16 protein-coding genes are annotated in these 17893 nt (G+C 70.6%); 6 read left to right on the top strand and 10 right to left on the bottom strand.

What is annotated here, in order from left to right:
- Positions 1-84 precede the first annotated feature (84 nt).
- Entirely contained in the window at positions 85-684 is a 600-nt protein-coding gene (locus AB0M63_RS31965; protein ID WP_355906193.1) for a class I SAM-dependent methyltransferase, read from the bottom strand.
- Positions 685-819: 135 nt separating this feature from the next.
- Between AB0M63_RS31965 and AB0M63_RS31960 the strand changes: the two genes are divergently transcribed.
- Complete coding sequence (locus tag AB0M63_RS31960; RefSeq protein WP_355906190.1) at positions 820-954, top strand: hypothetical protein; 135 nt, start codon at positions 820-822, stop codon at positions 952-954.
- A 25-nt stretch (positions 955-979) separates the two neighbouring features.
- Here AB0M63_RS31960 and AB0M63_RS31955 read toward each other — a convergent pair whose 3' ends face one another.
- Complete coding sequence (locus tag AB0M63_RS31955; protein WP_366021847.1) at positions 980-1426, bottom strand: GNAT family N-acetyltransferase; 447 nt, start codon at positions 1424-1426, stop codon at positions 980-982.
- Positions 1427-1612: 186 nt separating this feature from the next.
- Between AB0M63_RS31955 and AB0M63_RS31950 the strand changes: the two genes are divergently transcribed.
- Entirely contained in the window at positions 1613-2623 is a 1011-nt protein-coding gene (locus AB0M63_RS31950) for a lytic polysaccharide monooxygenase (RefSeq protein WP_355906184.1), read from the top strand.
- Between the two features lie 68 nt (positions 2624-2691).
- Here the strand turns inward: AB0M63_RS31950 and AB0M63_RS31945 are convergent, their stop codons facing one another.
- A complete protein-coding gene (locus tag AB0M63_RS31945; RefSeq protein WP_355906181.1) occupies positions 2692-3549 on the bottom strand; it encodes an alpha/beta fold hydrolase in 858 nt (285 codons plus the stop codon).
- Between the two features lie 146 nt (positions 3550-3695).
- Positions 3696-4139 carry a MarR family winged helix-turn-helix transcriptional regulator gene (locus AB0M63_RS31940; RefSeq protein ID WP_355906178.1) on the bottom strand — a complete coding sequence of 148 codons (444 nt, stop codon included), beginning with the start codon at positions 4137-4139 and terminating at the stop codon, positions 3696-3698.
- Positions 4140-4275: 136 nt separating this feature from the next.
- Between AB0M63_RS31940 and AB0M63_RS31935 the strand changes: the two genes are divergently transcribed.
- From AB0M63_RS31935 to AB0M63_RS31920, 4 genes are all read left to right on the top strand, one after another.
- On the top strand, positions 4276-4650 hold the full coding sequence (locus AB0M63_RS31935) for a cupin domain-containing protein (RefSeq protein ID WP_355906175.1): 375 nt from the start codon (positions 4276-4278) through the stop codon (positions 4648-4650).
- Positions 4651-5292: 642 nt separating this feature from the next.
- On the top strand, positions 5293-8739 hold the full coding sequence (dnaE, locus tag AB0M63_RS31930) for a DNA polymerase III subunit alpha (RefSeq protein WP_366021846.1): 3447 nt from the start codon (positions 5293-5295) through the stop codon (positions 8737-8739).
- Positions 8736-9716 carry an ImpB/MucB/SamB family protein gene (locus AB0M63_RS31925; protein ID WP_366021845.1) on the top strand — a complete coding sequence of 327 codons (981 nt, stop codon included), beginning with the start codon at positions 8736-8738 and terminating at the stop codon, positions 9714-9716. The genes dnaE and AB0M63_RS31925 overlap by 4 nt, the downstream gene beginning before the upstream one ends.
- A gap of 299 nt (positions 9717-10015) precedes the next feature.
- Positions 10016-11086, top strand: coding sequence for a DUF3533 domain-containing protein (locus AB0M63_RS31920; protein ID WP_366021844.1), 1071 nt, complete (start codon positions 10016-10018; stop codon positions 11084-11086).
- A 57-nt stretch (positions 11087-11143) separates the two neighbouring features.
- On the opposite strand, the gene AB0M63_RS31915 is transcribed toward AB0M63_RS31920, so the two are convergent.
- The 6 genes from AB0M63_RS31915 to AB0M63_RS31890 form a co-directional block, all read right to left on the bottom strand.
- On the bottom strand, positions 11144-12226 hold the full coding sequence (locus AB0M63_RS31915) for a S1 family peptidase (protein ID WP_366021843.1): 1083 nt from the start codon (positions 12224-12226) through the stop codon (positions 11144-11146).
- 230 nt (positions 12227-12456) lie between these two features.
- Positions 12457-13341: a slipin family protein gene (locus AB0M63_RS31910; RefSeq protein WP_366021989.1), complete on the bottom strand. Its 885-nt coding sequence runs from the start codon at positions 13339-13341 to the stop codon at positions 12457-12459.
- Positions 13342-13502: 161 nt separating this feature from the next.
- A complete protein-coding gene (locus AB0M63_RS31905; protein WP_355921724.1) occupies positions 13503-14402 on the bottom strand; it encodes a S1 family peptidase in 900 nt (299 codons plus the stop codon).
- Between the two features lie 253 nt (positions 14403-14655).
- On the bottom strand, positions 14656-15438 hold the full coding sequence (locus AB0M63_RS31900; protein ID WP_366021842.1) for a DUF1684 domain-containing protein: 783 nt from the start codon (positions 15436-15438) through the stop codon (positions 14656-14658).
- A 24-nt stretch (positions 15439-15462) separates the two neighbouring features.
- Positions 15463-16785, bottom strand: a complete 1323-nt coding sequence (locus tag AB0M63_RS31895; protein ID WP_366021841.1) for an NtaA/DmoA family FMN-dependent monooxygenase — start codon at positions 16783-16785, stop codon at positions 15463-15465.
- On the bottom strand, positions 16782-17858 hold the full coding sequence (locus tag AB0M63_RS31890; RefSeq protein WP_366021840.1) for an LLM class flavin-dependent oxidoreductase: 1077 nt from the start codon (positions 17856-17858) through the stop codon (positions 16782-16784). Before AB0M63_RS31890 ends, AB0M63_RS31895 begins: the two co-directional genes overlap by 4 nt.
- Positions 17859-17893 lie beyond the last annotated feature (35 nt).

The following is a 17893-nucleotide window of genomic DNA, read 5'->3' as shown; positions in this document are numbered from 1 at the left end:
CTGTCAGTGGGCCGCACGGAAGCCCTCGTACCGGACGCAGAGCGTGCCGAGCGTCGCGAGCGGGCGGGACTTCGCCGGCGCGGCCTACGGCACCGCCACCACCGCGTACCGCTCGTCGGTCACCGGCTTGCCCCACAGGAGTGGGTCGTCCGAGAGCCGCTCCACGCGCACATGGCCGGCGAGGGGTGTCAGGAGTTCGGTGAGGCGGTCTGCGGATATGCCGACCGGGCTGACCTGCCCCCAGCGGCCCTCGATCAGCACGAGCCGGCCGCCGGGGCGCAGCAGCCCGCGCCAGTGGCGCAGGACGCGGGCCGGGTCGGGCAGCGTCCACAGCACATGCCGGACGAGGACGACGTCGTAGCGCTGCTCCCCCACCGGGGGTGCCGCCGCGTCACCGACGAGGAACGCCGCGTCACGGCCGGCCAGCTTCGCGCGGGCGAGGTGCACCATCGCCGGGGAGAGATCGACGCCGGTGACATGGTGTCCCTGCTCGGCCGCGAGGAGCGACAGGCTGCCGGTGCCGCAGCCGAGGTCGAGGACGTCGGCCGCGCCGGCGGGCAGCCAGCCGCGCAGCCGGTCCGCCCAGGCCCGGCGGATCTCCGGGTCGCGCAGGCCGTGATCAGGCTCTTCGTCGAAGGCGGCGGCCTCCGCGTCCCAGTCCACGTTTGCTTCGGGTTCACTCATCCGCCCAGCGTGACACCCGCCACTGACACTCCCATCGTGACAGCCGCCACAGACAGACCAGCGCCGATGAGTCACCCTCCCGGGAACGGTCTACCTCGTGAGAACACGAACCCGGGTGGACACAAGGAGGCAGCCATGCGCCGCGTAACCGTGCAGAAGCCCCTGAAGAAGTCGGACGCCCGCCGTGTGCGCGAGGAGTCCGACGAGCGCCCCACCGAGCGCCCCGAGGTCCGGAAGGACATCGCCCGCACCTGGTGGCCGGACGGCTGAGCCCGGCCTGCTCGGACCCGCCGCTTCAGCCCAGTCGCTTCCGGTAGTGGACGCGGTCGTAGGGCCCGTCCGTGCGCCGCTCGACGACCTCGTAGCCGAACCTCGGGTAGATCTCCTGGTTCTCCCACATCAAGGCGTGTGTGTAGAGCCTGACCTCGGCCAGCCCCAGCGCACGCGCGCGTGCGTCCACGAACTCCAGCAGCCGCCGTCCCACCCCCGTGCCGTGCGCGTCGGGGCGGACGGCGATGCTGTCGAGGAACAGATGGTCAGCGCGCTCCTCGATCACCACCAGCCCGACCACGGGGTCACCCGCGACGAACACCCGCCCGGCGACCACATTCGCCATATGGTCCGCCTCCATGGGCTGCGGCACCACACCGATACGCGCGATGTAGTGGTGGTACGCCATGTCGGTCACGGCCTTCACAGCCGGCACATCGCCGACGACGGCCACGCGAACATCGGTACTCATGTGCGCCACCGCCCCCTCTCTGAGCCCTCGGTTAGCCCTGTCTTAACGCCACCATAAGGATCTCCCTCCCCCGTCTCCAGCAGGCGATTTCGCGGTTTCCAGGGGCTAGCTTCTGATCACCCCCACGGGATCCGTCCCGGGAACCGTCCCCCGCCCCGCGAACCGTCCGAGGAGTTGGAGTTCCCCATGCCCGCACGCCGCAAGGCCGCCGCTGTCGCCGTCGTCGGCATGGCCCCGCTCGCGCTGACCGCGCTCACCTCGACGCCCGCGGCGGCGCACGGTTCGATGGGCGACCCGGTCAGCAGGGTCTCGCAGTGCTACGCGGAGAACCCGGAGAGCCCCAGCTCGGCCGCGTGCAGGGCGGCGGTCGCGGCCGGAGGGACGCAGGCGTTCTACGACTGGAACGGCATCCGGATCGGGGACGCGAACGGGCAGCACCGGACGCTGATCCCGGACGGCAAGCTGTGCAGCGCGAACAACGAGGAGTTCAAGGGCCTCGACCTGGCCCGCGCGGACTGGCCGACGACAAGCGTCAGCAGCGGGTCGTACACCTTCAAGTACCGCGTGACCGCGCCGCACAAGGGCACCTTCAAGGTGTACCTCACCAAGTCCGGCTACGACCCCACGCAGCCGCTCGCCTGGGCCGATCTGGACCTGGAGCACCCGGTCGCGACGAGCACCGACCCGGTCGCCTCGGGCGGCTTCTACACCTTCTCGGGCACCCTGCCGCAGCGCTCCGGCAAGCAGCTCCTGTACGCGATCTGGCAGCGCTCGGACAGCCCGGAGGCCTTCTACTCCTGCTCGGACGTCACCTTCGGCGGAAGCAACAGCACTGGCTCGGCGGGCAGTTCGACCCCGACTCCCACCCCGGCCGCCCCGACCACTCCCGCGCCGTCCGCCTCCGCCCCCTCCGACGAGCAGATCGCCGCCGGTGCCGACAAGTCGACCGTCGAGCACAACGGCCACGGGGACGCGGACGCGAGCACCTCGGCGGAGCCGGTCGCGGCCACGGCGCAGGCCGAGGCCAACGAGCCGCAGGCGGTGGGTAGTTCACAGGACCTCGCGGAGACCGGCGCCAATGACGACTCGCCGTATCTCGCCATGGGCGGCGCGGCCTCCCTGGCACTCGGCGCGGCGGCCCTGTTCGCCTCGGTCCGCCGTCGCGCGATCAACGGCGGTGGACGGCACGGCCGTTAGTACGGCCGTCCAGGGGGCGGGGCCTGTCCGGCGGCTCAGGTCGGACAGGCCCCGCGGTGTGTCTGCGGTCAACTGAGGGCCGAAAGGCACGTGGTGGTGGTCGCGTGTGCGGGGTCGAGGGCGTTGGCGACCTCGTGGAAGGCGATCCGGTCCGACAGTCCGAGCAGGGCGTGTTCGGAGAGATCGACTGAACACAGGTTCTGGATCAGCACGTTGTGCACGTCGGATCCGCTGAGGAACTGGCTGCTGTACGGCGTGACCACCTCGTCGTACCGGGTGGCGATGACCGTGTAGTGGACGCCGGGGACGGTGTCGCCGCCCACGTTCAGCTTGGCGAGGAAGGCCGAGCCGGCGATCTGGTCGGCGAGGGCGGGGGTCGCGGCGGAGATCACGTCCTGGGCGCCGGGGAAGTACGGCAGGAGCTGGGTGAGGCCGTCCAGGGTGGTGCCGTGGTTGTCGGGCGCGATACCGACGAAGGTGTCCACCTTGGCGGCGCCGCCGAGGAACTTGAGGTAGTAGCGGGGCATCATGCCGCCCTGCGAGTGGCCGACGAGGTCGACCTTGGCGGCGCCGGTCGCGGCTAGCACCTTGTCGACGTAGGCCTGGAGTTGTTCTGCCGACTTGTCGATGGGGCCGAGCCCGTAGATGAGGGGGACGCCCGGGAGTTGGCCGTAGTCGAGGGAGAAGACGCAGTAGCCGCGGGCCTCCAGATACGGCGCGAGAACGAGCCAGTTGTCGGTGCTGTTGGCGAACGTGCCGTGTACGAGGACGACCGGGTCGGGGTGGGCGGCGGAGGGTTTGCAGTCGTAGTCGTTCCAGCCGGTGCTCGGGGCGCTCGCCGCGTGGGCGGCGGTGGGGAGGGCGGCGACCGCGGCGGTCAGGAGCAGCGCGGTCAGGGGTCTGAGCACTCGTTTCCAGGGCAGCATCGTGTGATCTCCTTGCGGCTCAAGGGAGTTGCGACGGCCTTACGCCCTGTGATCCGGATCACAAGAATGCTGTTCACTCGTCAAGTTACGAGCGAGTAGGTGAAGTGTGAAGTTACGCGTCAGTAAAAACTTCCAGTGATAACCGGTCACCAGGTGGGCCTGATGGGACCGTAGGGCGCAATTCGCCCCAAACGGTCACACAACACGCGCACTTCACTCTCACCCAGCAGCTCGACCCACGGCCGCACGGCATCCAGGGCCGCTTCCTCCGCGGCCCGCGTACAGGCCCAGCCCCGCTCGGTGAGGACGACCAGCCGGGCCCGCGCGTCTCCGGGGTGCGGACGCCGTTCGACGTACCCCTTGCGCACGAGTTCGTCGACAAGCTGACTCGCGGCCTGCTTGGTGACGCCGAGATGGGCGGCGAGTTCGGTGGCCGTCGCACCGTCCGGGGCGAGCCGCGTGAAGGCGAAGCCGTACGCGGGGCGCGCCTCGAATCCGCGGGCCTCGACCCCGTCGTTGATGCGCCGCGTCAGTTCACCGGCGGCGGCGAGCAGGGCGGCGGTCAGGGCCATGGCCTCGGAGTTCTCCACAGGGGCATTGAAACACCCTTGACGAACCGGTCAAGTCGCTTGACCATGTGGACATATGGTCAAGCAGCTTGACCATCGCGCAATCATCCACCTTCCCGCCATCCACCTTCCCCACCATCCATTTCTGGAGGCAGCCATGCCCGTCGTCCACCCGTCCGACGCCGTCGTCCACGAGATCCACGGCGCCCGCTTCGTCTCGTACGCCCACCCCGGCACGGGCAGCAAAGAACTGTGCGCATGGCGCGGCGAGATCCCGGCCGGCACCAAAGCACCCCTGCACACCGTCAACCGTGAGGAGATCCTGCACATCCTCGAAGGCGAGCTGGTGATCACCCTCGACGGCCGCACCGAGCGGGTCGGCGCGGGCGACACGCTGATCATCAATCCCGGAGCGACCTTCGGCGCCGAGAACCCCACCGACCGGACCGTGATCACCTGGGTCACCACGTCCATCGGCCTGGAAGCGGACCTGGCCGACGGCACGCACATCGTGCCGCCGTGGGCCAACTGACGTACGAGCGAACGGAGTTACGCGGGTAAACCACCGCGACAACAAAACAACCTGACCTCGCCAGGCCCTACGATCCCTGTCGCGCAACCGACTCCTTCACCAAGCACGCGCCACACAGATCCGCGCCCGCCCGACGGCGGTGCGATGCCGGCAAGAGCGACCGGTCGGGAAACGGCGACCCGCCTCTGCGGCCGACCGATCTCCGCATCTCGGCGCCCGCGGCCTTCCCGACCGACCTCCACCTCTCGGCGCCCGCGGCCTTCCCGGCCGATCTCCGCCCCTCGGCGCGCCCGCGGACTCCCCGACCGGTCGCGGGCGCGCCGAGACGCACCGGATCGCACGCGAGCGCGGCCTCATTCCCGCCACCCCGCTCCCAGTCGACCCGGCCCATGGATCCACTCCGGACCACCGGACAGCCACACGCGACATGCGTCCCGGAGCCGTTTTTCCTCAACCGCCCTGCCCGGCTTGAGGCCTGACGGGATGGCATCGATTTCGGACTGCGCCCACCCTCCAAAAAATCGCTGACGTGTTCGAATGCGGGTCGCTGACCGGGGCTGATGGGGTTAGAGTAATCGAACGAGCGTACGATGGACGTATCGGGCACATGGCCGAAAAGGGGTGGAGTGATGGAGGTGCGGCATGGCGGGCTTCGCTCATCTGCACGTCGCCTCCGGTTACTCCGCCCGCTACGGCGCCTCCCATCCCGAGCAGCTCGTCCGGCGGGCGGGCGAGCGGGGCATGGCGGCCCTCGCGCTCACCGACCGGGACACGGTCACCGGGGCTGTTCGATTCGCGCAGGCCTGCGCGAAAGACGGGGTCCGACCGGTCTTCGGCATCGACCTGGCGGTGGAGGCCCTGGCGCCCCCGCCGCCGGTCCAGCACCGCCGCACCCCGGCGCGCGGCGGCGCACATGTCGTGGAGCCGCCGCTGCGGTTCGTGCTGCTCGCGCAGAACCGGGCGGGCTGGGCGCGGCTGTGCCGCATCACGTCCGCCGCCCACGTCGGCGCCGTGTCCGGTACCGCACCGGTCGTGCCGTGGGAGGCGCTGCGTGAGTACGGCGGCCCCGGGCTGACGGTGCTGCTCGGACCGCTCTCGGAGCCGGTCCGGGCGTTGTCGGTGGGCAGGGAGGATGTCGCGGTGAAGCTGTTGGCGCCCTGGCGGGAGGTCTTCGGGGAGGGAGTCCGGCTGGAGGCTGTGGCGCAGAAACGTTTCAGCACCGAGGCGGGTTCGCTCCGGCTGGCCGCCCGCACCCTGGCCCTGGCCGACCGCACCCGCACCACCGCCGTGCTCTCCAACGCCGTCCGCTACGCCGACCCCGACCAGCACCGCCTCGCCGACGTCCTGGACGCGGCACGACTGCTGCGCCCGGTCGACCGGCGCCGACTGGACAGCGGACAACGCTGGCTCAAGGACGAGAGAGGCATGGAGGGCATCGCGCGGATGGTCGCCGAGTGCGCCGGGGCGGACGTACGGCGAGCCCGCCGTCTGATGGCCGACACCGCCGCCACGGCCGCCGAATGCGTCGTCGACCCCAGGGCCGACCTCGGACTCGGCACCCCGCACCTCCCGGAACCGTCGCTCTTCGGCGCCGGACCGGCAGGCGCCGCGGAACTGCTGCGCGGACAGTGCGAGGCCGGTCTGGCCAGACGCGGTCTCGACCGCGACCGTACGGCGCTCGACCGGCTGGACGAAGAACTCGACGTGATCTCCGAGTTGGGCTACGACTCGTACTTCCTCGCCGTCGGCCAGGTCGTGGCCGACATCCGGGCCAAGGGCATCCGGGTCGCGGCCCGCGGCTCCAGCGCCGGATCGCTGGTCTGCCACACGCTGGACATCGCGACCGCCAACCCGCTCGACCACCGCCTGCTGTTCGAACGCTTCCTGAACCTGCGCCGGAAGACACTGCCCGACATCGACATCGACGTGGAGTCCGCCAGACGCCTGGAGTGCTACGACACGATCTTCGAACGGTTCGGGAAGGAACGGGTCGCGGTCACCGCCATGCCCGAGACCTACCGGGCACGCCGGGCCCTGCGCGACACCGGCCTCGCCCTCGGCATCCCGCCCGCCGACATCGACCGGATCGCCAAGAGCTTCCCGCACCTGCGCGCCTCCGACATCACCAGCGCCCTCGCCGAACTGCCCGAACTGCGCCAACTGGCCGCCGAGGCACACCGGTTCGGGCCGCTGTGGGAACTCGCCGAGGGCCTCGACTCTCTGGTCCACGGCATGGCCATGCACCCCTGCGGCGTGGTCATCAGTGACGCGACGCTCCTGGACCGGCTGCCCGTGCAGCCCACCCCGCAGGGCGACTACCCCATGGCGATGGCCGCGAAGGAGGAGATCGAGGCGCTGGGCAACATCAAACTCGACGTCCTGGGCGTGCGGATGCAGTCCGCCATGGCCCATGCCGTCGCCGAGATCGAACGGACCACCGGCACCGCCATCGACCTGGACGACCCGAAACAGGTGCCGCTGGACGACGTCTTCGCCTTCAAGCTCATCCAGGAGAGCCGGACCCTCGGCCTGTTCCAACTGGAGTCCCCCGGCCAGCAGGATCTCCTCTCCCGGCTGCAGCCCCGCGACCCCCAGGACGTCATCGCCGACATCAGTCTCTTCCGTCCCGGACCGGTGGCCGGCGGCATGCCCGAGCGCTACATCGCCGCCCGGCACGGTGGTAAGCCGTCCTATGCGCACCGGGACCTGGAGCCGGTGCTCTGCGACACCTACGGCGTGACCATCTGGCACGAGCAGATCATCGAGACGCTGTCGGTGCTGACCGGTTGCGACCGGGCCTACGCCGAGTTCACCCGGCGGGCGCTCGGTGACAAGGACGAACTGCCCAGGATCAGGGACTGGTTCCACGAGCTGGCGCGCGCACGCGGCTACAACTCGGCCGTCCGGGACGAGGTCTGGAGGACCATCGAGGCCTTCGGGGCATACGGCTTCTGCCGGGCCCACGCGGTCGCCTTCGCCGTGCCCGCGCTGCAGAGCGCCTGGCTCAAGGCGCACTACCCGGCGTTCCTGCTGGCCGGTCTCCTCGAACACGATCCCGGTATGTGGCCCAAGCGAGTTCTGGTCGCCGACGCCCGCCGGGGCGGCGTACAGGTCCTGCCCGTCGACATCAACCGTTCCCGGACGAGGCACACCGTGGAGAAGACCGACGGAGGGCGGTGGGGTGTACGGCTCGCGCTGTCCGGGGTGCGCGGCATCAGCGAGGAGGAGTGCGCACGGGCGGAGGCGGGGCAGCCGTACGGATCGCTGTCGGACTTCTGGCAGCGGGCCCGTCCCAGCAGACCGGTCGCCGAACGGCTCGCGGAGATCGGCGCGTTGGGCCCGCTGCACGACGGTCGTCTCACTCGACGTGATCTGCTGCTCCAGATCGCCGAGTTGCACCGGCAGTCCCGTAACCGGACCGCGCACGAGGGGCAACTGCCCATTGAGGCAGGTGCGGTTGGTGGCGCCGAGCCGAGCGGGCTGCCGGAGATGACCGGACGCGAGGCGCTGAGCGCCGAGTTGAACACGCTCGGGATCGATGTCTCCAAGCACCTGATGGAGCATCACCACCGGTTGCTGCGCGAGATCGGCGCTACCGACGCGGCCCACCTGGCCGGACTGCGCGCGGGGCAGCAGGTGTTGGTCGCGGGCGTACGGGCCTCGACCCAGACTCCGCCGATCGCGAGCGGCAAGCGGATCATCTTCGTCACCCTGGAGGACGGTTCCGGCCTGGTCGACCTGGCCTTCTTCGAGGACTCCCACCCGGCCTGCGCGCACACCGTCTTCCACAGCGGGCTGCTGCTGGTCCGCGGCACGGTCCAGGTGCGCGGCACCCGTCGTACCGTCGTCGGCACCATGGCCTGGGACCTGGACGAGATCGCCGCCGCCCGCCGCGACCACGGCCCCGAGGCCGCCCTCGCCCTCCTCGGCGAGACCCGCCCGCACCCGACCCCCGCCCAGCCGCGACGCACCCTGGCCAACGGCACCACCGGCGCCCGCCTGCACCCCTACGCCGACCTCCAGCCCGCCGGCACCCGCTCCGCCGATCTCAAGAAGTTCGGCCATCGCAGTCCGGGGAGTGCGGGATGACCACGCGCCGGCGGCACATCGCCCACCTCCATCTGCACGCGGAACTGACCGAGGCTCAGTACGACGACATAGTCGAACTGATGTACGGAATCACACCCCACGTCCAGACCCTCCCGCCGAACGCCGTCCAACTCGATCTGACGTCGGCGCTCCGGTACTTCGACAGGTCTCCCCACGGTGTCGTCCAGATGGTGATGCTCAGACTGAAGGGGCTCCACGGCATCGACTGCAGTGCCGGACTCGCGGGCAACCGCATGCTGGCGGCGATGGCGTCCGACGCGTCCGCGCCCGGCGAGACCACCTGGATCCGCGACGGACAGGCCACCGACTGGCTGTACGCCCGCCCGGTCACCGCGCTGCCGGGCGTCGGCCGCGCGACCACGGAAAAACTCACCCGATACGGCCTGCACACCATCGGCCAGATCACTGATCTGCCCCCGGCGACCCTGCAACGCCTCCTCGGCGCGGGCCCCGCCCGGCTGCTGGCCGAGCGGGCCCGCGGCCACGATCCCCGCCCGGTCCTCCCCTCCGAGCCGGCGGCGCACCTGACCACCGAACTGGCGCTGGAACGGGACTGCCTCGACCCGGCGCGGCAGCACCGAGCGGTCCTGGAACTCGCCGACCGGATCGGCCAACGCCTGCGCGTCGAGCACCAGGTCAGCGGCCGGCTCACCCTCACCGTGCGGTACGCCGACCGCAGTTCCACCACCCGCACCCGCACACTGCCGGAGCCGACCGACCACTCACCGGCCCTCACGACCGCCGCTCTGGGTCTGCTGGACTCCTTCGGGCTCCAGCGGGCGAGAGTCCGCGCCTTCCTGATCCGCGCCGACACCCTGCTGCCGGCCGACAGCGCCTACCGCCAGCTCTCCCTGGACCGCGGCGACGACCGCGCCCGCGCAGCGGAAGCCGCGGCGGACCGCGCCCGCCGACGCTTCGGAGCCGACGCCGTCCGTCCAGCGGCCCTGGTGAACTGACAGTGGTCCAAGGCGCTGTTCGCTTCGACGAACGCGGCGCGACGGTCCACGCGGGACGCCGGGGTGAGGTCGACGGGGACGAGCCGGCGCGCGAAGTCCAGGATGCCGACGACCGGGCGCAGGGCGTCGCCGCAGATCTCGCGCCGTAGCACGAGACGCCGTAGCGCGAGACGCCGTAGCGCAGGAAGTGCCCGGGGACCGTCCCGCCCCCACCACACCCCCACCCCCGAACACACATACGGCATCCGTTCAGCCCCGCCCGACCTGCGCGAACACCGGCCCGCCGAGACCGTGGGGACATGACAGAGACCCCCGGTGCCCGTACGTCCCGTACGACGTTTCTCGGTGAGGTGAAGGACGCGGTCACCCCGCGGGCCACCCTCCTTGTCATCGGTGTGGTCGCGCTTCAACTGCTCTTCATCGCCTCCTATGTGGGCGCGCTCCATCATCCGAAGCCGAGGGATGTGCCCTTCGGGGTTGTGGCGCCCGGGGTCACGGCCGGGCAGACGGTGAGTCGGCTGGAGCGGTTGCCCGGGTCTCCGTTGGATCCGCGCGTGGTGTCCGACGCGGCGCGGGCGCGGGAGCAGATCCTGAACCGGGACATCGACGGCGCGCTCGTCATCGACCCGCGCGGCACCACGGACACCCTCCTGGTCGCCACCGGCGGCGGCACGGTCCTCGCCACCACTCTGGAGACGATCACCGCCACCCTGGAGAAGGCCGAGCGGCGCACGATCCGGACCGTGGACGTGGCCCCGGCCTCCGCCGAGGACTTCGACGGTCTTTCGTCCTTCTATCTGGTCGTGGGCTGGTGCGTCGGCGGTTATCTGTGCGCCTCGATCCTGGCGATCAGCACCGGCGCCCGGCCCGCCAACCCGCGCCGCGCGGTGATCCGGCTGATCGTGATGGCACTGGTCGCGATCGTCGGCGGTCTCGGCGGCGCGGTGATCATCGGGCCGGTCCTGGGCGCGCTGCCCGGGAGCGTGACGGCGCTCTGGGGACTCGGCGCGCTGGTCACGTTCGCCGTGGGGGCGGCGACCCTCGCGCTCCAGGGTGTCTTCGGGATCGTAGGCATCGGTCTGGCGATCCTGCTGGTGGTGATCGCGGGCAACCCGAGCGCGGGCGGCGCCTTCCCGCTGCCGCTGCTGCCGCCGTTCTGGAACGCGATCGGCCCCGCGCTGCCACCGGGCGCCGGAACCTGGGTGGCGCGCTCGATCGCCTACTTCGAGGGCAACGCCGTGACCGGCCCGCTGCTGGTCCTCTCGGCATGGGCGCTCGCCGGGATCGTGGTGACCCTGCTGGCCGCGACGCTGCGGCGGAAGCACGAACACCTCCTGGACCGACCGGCGTCGGCGGATGCGGGCACATGAACGTCCCGTCCCCTCGCGCGCGGGGACGGGACGTCACGATGTCGTACGACGGCTCGCTCAGCCGATCTGCGCGCCGAAGGTCGACAGTGCCTCGGTGACCGGCTGGAAGAAGGTCTCGCCGCCCGAGGTGCAGTCGCCGCTGCCGCCCGAGGTGAGGCCGATCGCCGCGTCGCCGTCGAACAGGGAGCCGCCGCTGTCACCGGGCTCGGCGCAGACGTCGGTCTGGATGAGGCCGTTGACGATGTCGCCGTTGCCGTAGTTCACGGTGGCGTCCAGGCCGGTGACCGTGCCGGTGTGCACCTGGGTCGTCGAGCCGCTGCGGGTCACCTTCTCGCCGACCGTGGCGTCGGCGGCGTGGGTGATGGCCTGCGAGGAGCCGTTGTAGAGGTCGACCGCGCTCGGGTGGGCGACGTCCGAGGTGTACTTGACCAGGCCGAAGTCGTTGTCCGGGAAGTCGGACTGTTCGTTCGTGCCGATCTCGTTGCCGCTGGAGTCGGACCAGGTGGAGATGGCCTCGGTGCAGTGTCCGGCGGTGATGAAGTACGGCGCGCCGCCCTTGACCACGTTGAACCCGAGCGAACAGCGCCCGCCCGAGCCGGAGATGGCGTCACCACCCGCGATGAAGGGCTTGAACTCCCCCTTGGTGCGCTGGAGTTCGGCCTTGGTGCCGAGACCGTCGACGACCTTGGTGAGCTTGCTCCACTCGGCGGCGGAGACCGTGCGGTCGGCGGTGACGACGACCTTGTTGGTGGTGGGGTCGGTCGCCCATGAGGTGCCGGGGATCGTGGCGTCCTGCTTGAGGGTCGTACGGGCGCTCGTCAGCTCGGCGAGGGAGTTCTCGACGATTCTCGCCCGGGCGCCGGCCGCCTGGACGGTGTCGGCCGCGGCCTGGTCGAGCACGTTGACCACGAGGCTCTTGGTCTTCGCGTCGTAGAACGTGCCGGCCGCGTCGGTGCCGAGGTTCTCGCCGAGCGTCGAGGCGAGCTTTCCGGCCGCGAGGGCGGAGAGGGTGTGGGGTGCGGCCGCCGTCGAGGTCTCGCTGGCGTTCGCACTCTGCAAGGTGACTCCCGCGACGACCAGTGCGGCTATGCCCGCACCCGCCACGGCTGCCCGCCGCCGGGATATACGTCGGTGCTTCAACTCGTGTCCTCCTGTGGGGGGTCGGCCCGGCAGGTCATGAGCGCCCGACAGGCCGAAAGGAAGGTTGACGAGCGCCTACTCTTCCGAATCTCACAGGGGGCGCACAAGGTCGACTTCAGGTCGCGCGCGGAACGCGCTTGCACGCCCCGCCAACTTGACTGTTCACGGTCACCCCAGGCCATTCGCACTGCAAACACCGCGTGCGAGTGACGGTCATCAGCCGGTGAGGTCTAGTCCTGTCCTGAATTCGATGCCTCGGATTCCGGATCCGACTGGGGTTCGGCGGACGGAAGTTGCTCCTGCACCGATTGCGGTGCCCCAGGGGCAACCGGCGTCACGGGTGGAGCGGGCGCGGCCGGGGCCGCCCGCTCCAGGAAACGCAGCAGTTCCACCGGGAAGGGGAGGACGAGGGTGGAGTTCTTCTCGGCCGCGACCGCCACCACCGTTTGCAGCAGGCGGAGTTGGAGTGCGGCGGGCTGTTCGGACATCTGCTCCGCGGCCTCGGCGAGTTTCTTGGAGGCCTGCAACTCGGCGTCCGCGTTGATGATCCGGGCCCGCCGCTCGCGGTCGGCCTCGGCCTGGCGGGCCATCGAGCGCTTCATCGTCTCGGGCAGGGATACGTCCTTGATCTCGACACGGTCGATCTGCACGCCCCATCCGATGGACGGGCTGTCGATCATCAACTCCAGGCCCTGGTTGAGCTTTTCACGGTTGGAGAGCAGGTCGTCGAGATCGCTCTTGCCGATGATCGACCGCAGGGACGTCTGCGCCATCTGCGAGACGGCGAAGCGATAGTCCTCGACCTGCACCAGGGCGTCGGCCGCGTCGACGACCTTGAAGTAGACGACCGCGTCCACCCGCACGGTCACGTTGTCGCGGGTGATGCCCTCCTGCGCGGGCACGGGCATCGTCACGATCTGCATGTTGACCTTGCGGAGCTTGTCCACGAACGGGACGACCATGGTGAAGCCGGGTCCGCGCACGTTCGACCGGAGCCTGCCGAGCCGGAACACCACGCCCCGCTCGTACTGTTTGACGACCCGCGCCGCCGCCATCGCGTACACCGCTCCGACGGACGCGAGAGTCACTCCCGCCGTCACCAGCTCCTCGACCATCACGGCCCCCCAGGGTCCGACGTGGGCGCATCAGGTGCCTGCTGCGATATGACGACGGTAACTCCGTGCCGCGCACAAGAGCGAGCCCCCGCACGCCAGTTGCGTACGGGGGCTCACCCGCTACCGGCTGCAGTCCGGAGCGGAGGTGATGCGGGCGGACGTCAGCCGACGCTCACGCCGTAGTAGCTCAGCGCCTCGGTGACCGGCTGGAAGAAGGTCGTACCGCCGGAGGTGCAGTCACCGCTGCCGCCCGAGGTCAGACCGTAGGCCACGGTGCCGCCGTAGAGCGGTCCGCCGCTGTCGCCGCCCTCGGCGCAGACCGTGGTCTGGATCATGCCGTAGACGATGTCGCCGCTGCCGTAGTTGACGGTGGCGTTCAGGGCGGTGACCCGGCCGCTGTGCGTGCCGGTGGTGGAGCCGCGCCGGTAGACGGTGGTGCCCACGGCCGGGGTGGCCGCGCTGGAGATGGTCTGGGTGCCGACCGCGCTCGGGTGGGCGATCGACGTGTTGGTGTACTTGACCAGCGCGAAGTCGTTGGTCGGGAAGCTGTAGCCCACGTTCGTGCCCAGCACCGTGGTGTGACCGGAGTTGGAGTACCAGGTGGAGGCGACCTCACCGCAGTGGCCGGCGGTCAGGAAGTAGTACGTGCTCCCGCTGTGCACGTTGAAGCCGGCCGAGCAGCGGTAGGCGCCGCCGTAGATGGCGTCGCCGCCGGTGAGCAGCTTCTTGAACTGGCCGGCCGTGTGCTTGATGGTGATCGCGTCGGCGGTGCTGCCCGCCTGCGACTTGATCTTCGCGATCTCGGCCTGGGAGACCGTGCTGTCGACGGTGACGACGACACGGTTCGTCTTGCTGTCGACCGCCCAGGCGGTGCCCGGGACATCGGCCTTGAGCACGGACGAGTTGGCCGCGGAGAGCTGGGTCGCACTGAACGTGTGCGCTTCGCTCGCGCTCGCGGTGGGGACGGCGAACGCGGCAGCGGCCACGAATCCGGTGGCCACGGCGATCAGCCCGGCCCGTCTCGCGATTCCGCTGCGGGGGGTGGTGCGCTTGATCCTCACGTTTCGTTCCCTCCTAGGGGAATTCGGGGGCCCGCGTGGGGTCGGGGCCCGTGAGGCGCAGTCAGGGTCGGGCGTCCGGTTTTCGAACACGCCGTGCCCCTGACAAGCGCTGTGGGGGAGTATTCGGCTGCGTGACCGAGCCGCGCAAGGGCGCCTTTCGGCCGTGCAGCCTTCAACTTGCCCACGATCTACGCGAGTTGATCACTCCGCCGCAGAAGATGGAAGCCCCGCCCACCAGGGATCGATGCCCCACCTACCGGAGGTTGCGCTCCCCCACCTCGATCGCGACGCCCAGCGTATTCCCCGGTGGCGGGAAAGGGCAGACGAAGTGGTCGGCGAACGCGCACGGCGGCAGCACCGCCCGGTTGAAGTCGACCGTCGTGCGCCCCTCGGCATCGGGCGCGGCCGGGTACAGGAACCGGAACCGGTAACTGCCGTGCCCGCTCGTGGAGTCGGCGAACACCGCCCACAGCCTGCCGTCGTCCTGCACGGCCACCTGGAGCGTCAACTCCCGCCCGTCGAGCCGGAAAGCGAGTTCACCCGCCAGCCCGAGCCCACGTTCGACGCCGTCCGCCGTGTCGACGCGCACGATGCGCCGTGTGTCGTACGGCGTGAAGCGACCCGGCACCGAGCGGCGCGGGTCGTAGGGCGTGGCCCCGATGCCCCGGAAGGCGCGCCGGGCCGCCGAGTCGGGATCGTAGTCGCGTACGCCCCAGGCTCCCTCGCGGATCAGCACGACCAGTCGGCGCTCACCGATGCCGACGCGGGCGGCGCCCACCTGGCCGGTGTCGACGCCAAGGCGGACGGTGCCGGTGAAGGGTTCCCCGTCGAGGGACAGCCCGTCGGCCGCCGACGCGGTGAGGACGACGGCGTCACCGTCGAGCGTCCATACCCCGGGGATGGCCGGAAGTCGACCGTCCGGATAGTCCTCCAGCCAGTGCGTGCCGGTGAGGGCGAGAGGGCCGTAGGACGCCGACACGGTCTCCGTGCGGTGCTCGTGCCACTGCTTCCATTCCTCGGCCGCGCCCGAAGTCATGCCATCAGCTCCATCGTCCCGTGCTCAACCCGTGGCCATCCGGTCGCCCCTTCCCACCGGGTCGGGGAGCCCGAGATGTGAGCGCAGGGTGGCGCCCCGGTATTCCGTGCGGAACGCGCCGCGTTCCTGGAGCAGCGGCACCACCCTGTCCACGAACTCGTCGAGGCCGCCCGGGGTGAGATGCGGCACGAGGACGAAGCCGTCGGCGGCGTCCTGCCGTACGAACGTCTCCAGTTCGGCGGCGACCGCCTCCGGGGTGCCGACGAAGGACTGGCGGCCGCTCGCCTCGATCACGGTCTGCCGGATGGACAGCCCCTTCTCCCGGGACAGCGCCCGCCACTTTTCGGCCATCGCGACGGTGTCGCCGCGCCGGGTCCGCCCCTGGGTGATCGACGGTTCGGGCACCGGGTCGAAGTCGGGGAACGGGCCGTCGGGGTCGTAGGAGGAGAGGTCGGCGCCCCAGAGCTGCTCCAGGGCGAGGATCGCGTTCTGCGGGGAGACCTGCTGTCGCCGGATCTCGACGGCCTTCTCCTGCGCCTCGGCCGCCGTCTCGCCGAGGACGACGGAGACGCCGGGCATGATCTTGAGATCGTCCGCGCTACGACCGTACTTCGCGAGGCGTCCCTTCACGTCGGCGTAGAAGGCGCGGCCGTCCTCCAACGTGCCGTGCCGCGTGAAGACGACGTCGGCTGACCTGGCCGCGAACTCCCGGCCCTCCCCCGAGTCCCCGGCCTGGATGACGACCGGATGCCCCTGCGGTGAGCGCGGCACGGTGAACTCGCCCGCGATGTCGAAGTGTTGCCCTCGGTGCGCGAAGGGGCGGGAGAGTCCGTCCGGGGTCCAGGAGTCCCACAACTCCTTTGCTACGGCGAGAAATTCGGCGGCGAGGATGTACCGCTCCGCGCGGTCGAGGTAGCCGCCGCGCCGGAAGTTCTCACCGGTGAAGGCGTCGTAGGAGGTCACCACGTTCCAGGCGGCCCGGCCTCCGCTGAGGTGGTCCAACGTGGCGAGTCTGCGGGCGAGTTCGTACGGTTCGTTGAAGGTGGCGTTGACCGTGGCGGCCAGTCCGATCCGCTCGGTGACGGCGGCGAGCGCGTTGAGGACGGTGAGGGGCTCCGGCCGTCCGACGACGTCCAAGTCGTGGATACGGCCCTTGTGTTCACGCAGCCGCAGCCCCTCGGCGAGGAAGAAGAAGTCGAAGAGACCGCGTTCGGCGGTGCGGGCGAGATGCTCGAAGGAGGAGAACCCGATCTGGGACTTCGACCGCGGATCGGCCCACACGGTGGTGCTGTTGACGCCGGGGAAGTGTGCCGCCAGATGGATCTTCCTACGGGCTCGTACGGTCATGACGCTCCCCCGCTCACCGCGAACTGGTTGGCGGGCCGGGCCAGGCCCAGGTGATCCCTGAGCGTGCTGCCCGGGTAGAACGTGCGGAACAGACCCCGGTGTTGGAGCAGCGCCACCGTGCCGTTGACCAGCCGTTCCAGGTCGCGGCGCGGTTCGAGGGGCGTGAGGTGGAAGCCGTCGACGGTACGGTCGCCGTGCCAGCCGGCGATCAGTTCGGCGAGGTCGACCGGGCCGCCCCGGTACAGCGGGCCGTGCGCGGTCTGCCGGGGGCCGCCCCCGCCGTGGCCCGGTTCGGCCGCGTGTTCGCCGTCGCCGAGGTCGACGACGAGAGCCGCCAGGACCCGCAGGGTGTCGGGATCACGGCCGAACTTCTCGGCGGACGCGCGCAGTTCGGCCCGTACGGCCCCGGCCTGTGCGGAACTCGCCGCGCGGACCAGGGCCACATCGGCGTACCGGGCCGCTGTCCGCCGGGCCTGGCTCTCGGTGGCGTCGACCACGCGGACCGGGTGGCCCTGCGGGGGTCTGGGCACGATCGAGGGGCCCTTGACGGAGAACGCGGAGCCGTGGAAGTCGACGTGGTGCAGCTTGCCGCGGTCGACGAAGCGGCCGGTGGCGGTGTCACGTATCTCGGCGTCGTCCTCCCAGCTGTCCCACAACTGGGCGGCCACCTCGGCTACTTCACCCGCCTCCTGCCACAGGACGTCGGCGGACGCGGCATGCCCGCGGCCGAAGAGCCGGGCCTCGCCCTCGCTGGTCGACACGTCGATCCGCCAGCCGGCCCGGCCCCGGCTGACCCAGTCGAGGGTCGCGACGGCGGCCTGCACATGGAAGGGCTCGGTGTGCGTGACGGTCACGGTGGGCACCAGCCCGATCCGGCCGGTGGCCGGGGCGACGCGGGACAGCACGGCGAGGGCGTCAGGGCCGGGGCGCGCGAAGGTGTCGTCGAGCGTCACGAAGTCGAGGCCGCCGCTCTCCGCGAGCCGCGCCAACTCGACGTAGGAGCCGGCGTCGTAGGCCGAGAGCTGGTCGACGGCGGCGGCCAGATGCAGGCCCCGGCCGTGCGAGGAGGTCATGAGAGGGGAGCCTTCCTGTCGTTCGGGAGCCCTAG

The sequence above is a fragment of the Streptomyces sp. NPDC051576 genome, assembly GCF_040681835.1.
In the GTDB taxonomy this organism is placed as follows: domain Bacteria; phylum Actinomycetota; class Actinomycetes; order Streptomycetales; family Streptomycetaceae; genus Streptomyces.
Note: the sequence above shows the minus strand (reverse complement) of the source record. Positions and strands in the feature narration are given on the sequence as shown.

Excerpts from the sequence above, each read along its gene's own strand:
- AB0M63_RS31920 (WP_366021844.1), top strand. The coding sequence starts at position 10,016 with ATGACAGAGACCCCCGGTGCCCGTACGTCCCGTACGACGTTTCTCGGT.
- AB0M63_RS31890 (WP_366021840.1), bottom strand. The coding sequence starts at position 17,858 with ATGACCTCCTCGCACGGCCGGGGCCTGCATCTGGCCGCCGCCGTCGAC.
- AB0M63_RS31925 (WP_366021845.1), top strand. The coding sequence starts at position 8,736 with ATGACCACGCGCCGGCGGCACATCGCCCACCTCCATCTGCACGCGGAA.
- AB0M63_RS31910 (WP_366021989.1), bottom strand. The coding sequence starts at position 13,341 with ATGGTCGAGGAGCTGGTGACGGCGGGAGTGACTCTCGCGTCCGTCGGA.
- AB0M63_RS31935 (WP_355906175.1), top strand. The coding sequence starts at position 4,276 with ATGCCCGTCGTCCACCCGTCCGACGCCGTCGTCCACGAGATCCACGGC.
- AB0M63_RS31895 (WP_366021841.1), bottom strand. The coding sequence starts at position 16,785 with ATGACCGTACGAGCCCGTAGGAAGATCCATCTGGCGGCACACTTCCCC.
- AB0M63_RS31965 (WP_355906193.1), bottom strand. The coding sequence starts at position 684 with ATGAGTGAACCCGAAGCAAACGTGGACTGGGACGCGGAGGCCGCCGCC.
- AB0M63_RS31945 (WP_355906181.1), bottom strand. The coding sequence starts at position 3,549 with ATGCTGCCCTGGAAACGAGTGCTCAGACCCCTGACCGCGCTGCTCCTG.
- AB0M63_RS31955 (WP_366021847.1), bottom strand. The coding sequence starts at position 1,426 with ATGAGTACCGATGTTCGCGTGGCCGTCGTCGGCGATGTGCCGGCTGTG.
- AB0M63_RS31960 (WP_355906190.1), top strand. The coding sequence starts at position 820 with ATGCGCCGCGTAACCGTGCAGAAGCCCCTGAAGAAGTCGGACGCCCGC.
- AB0M63_RS31900 (WP_366021842.1), bottom strand. The coding sequence starts at position 15,438 with ATGACTTCGGGCGCGGCCGAGGAATGGAAGCAGTGGCACGAGCACCGC.
- AB0M63_RS31950 (WP_355906184.1), top strand. The coding sequence starts at position 1,613 with ATGCCCGCACGCCGCAAGGCCGCCGCTGTCGCCGTCGTCGGCATGGCC.
- dnaE (WP_366021846.1), top strand. The coding sequence starts at position 5,293 with ATGGCGGGCTTCGCTCATCTGCACGTCGCCTCCGGTTACTCCGCCCGC.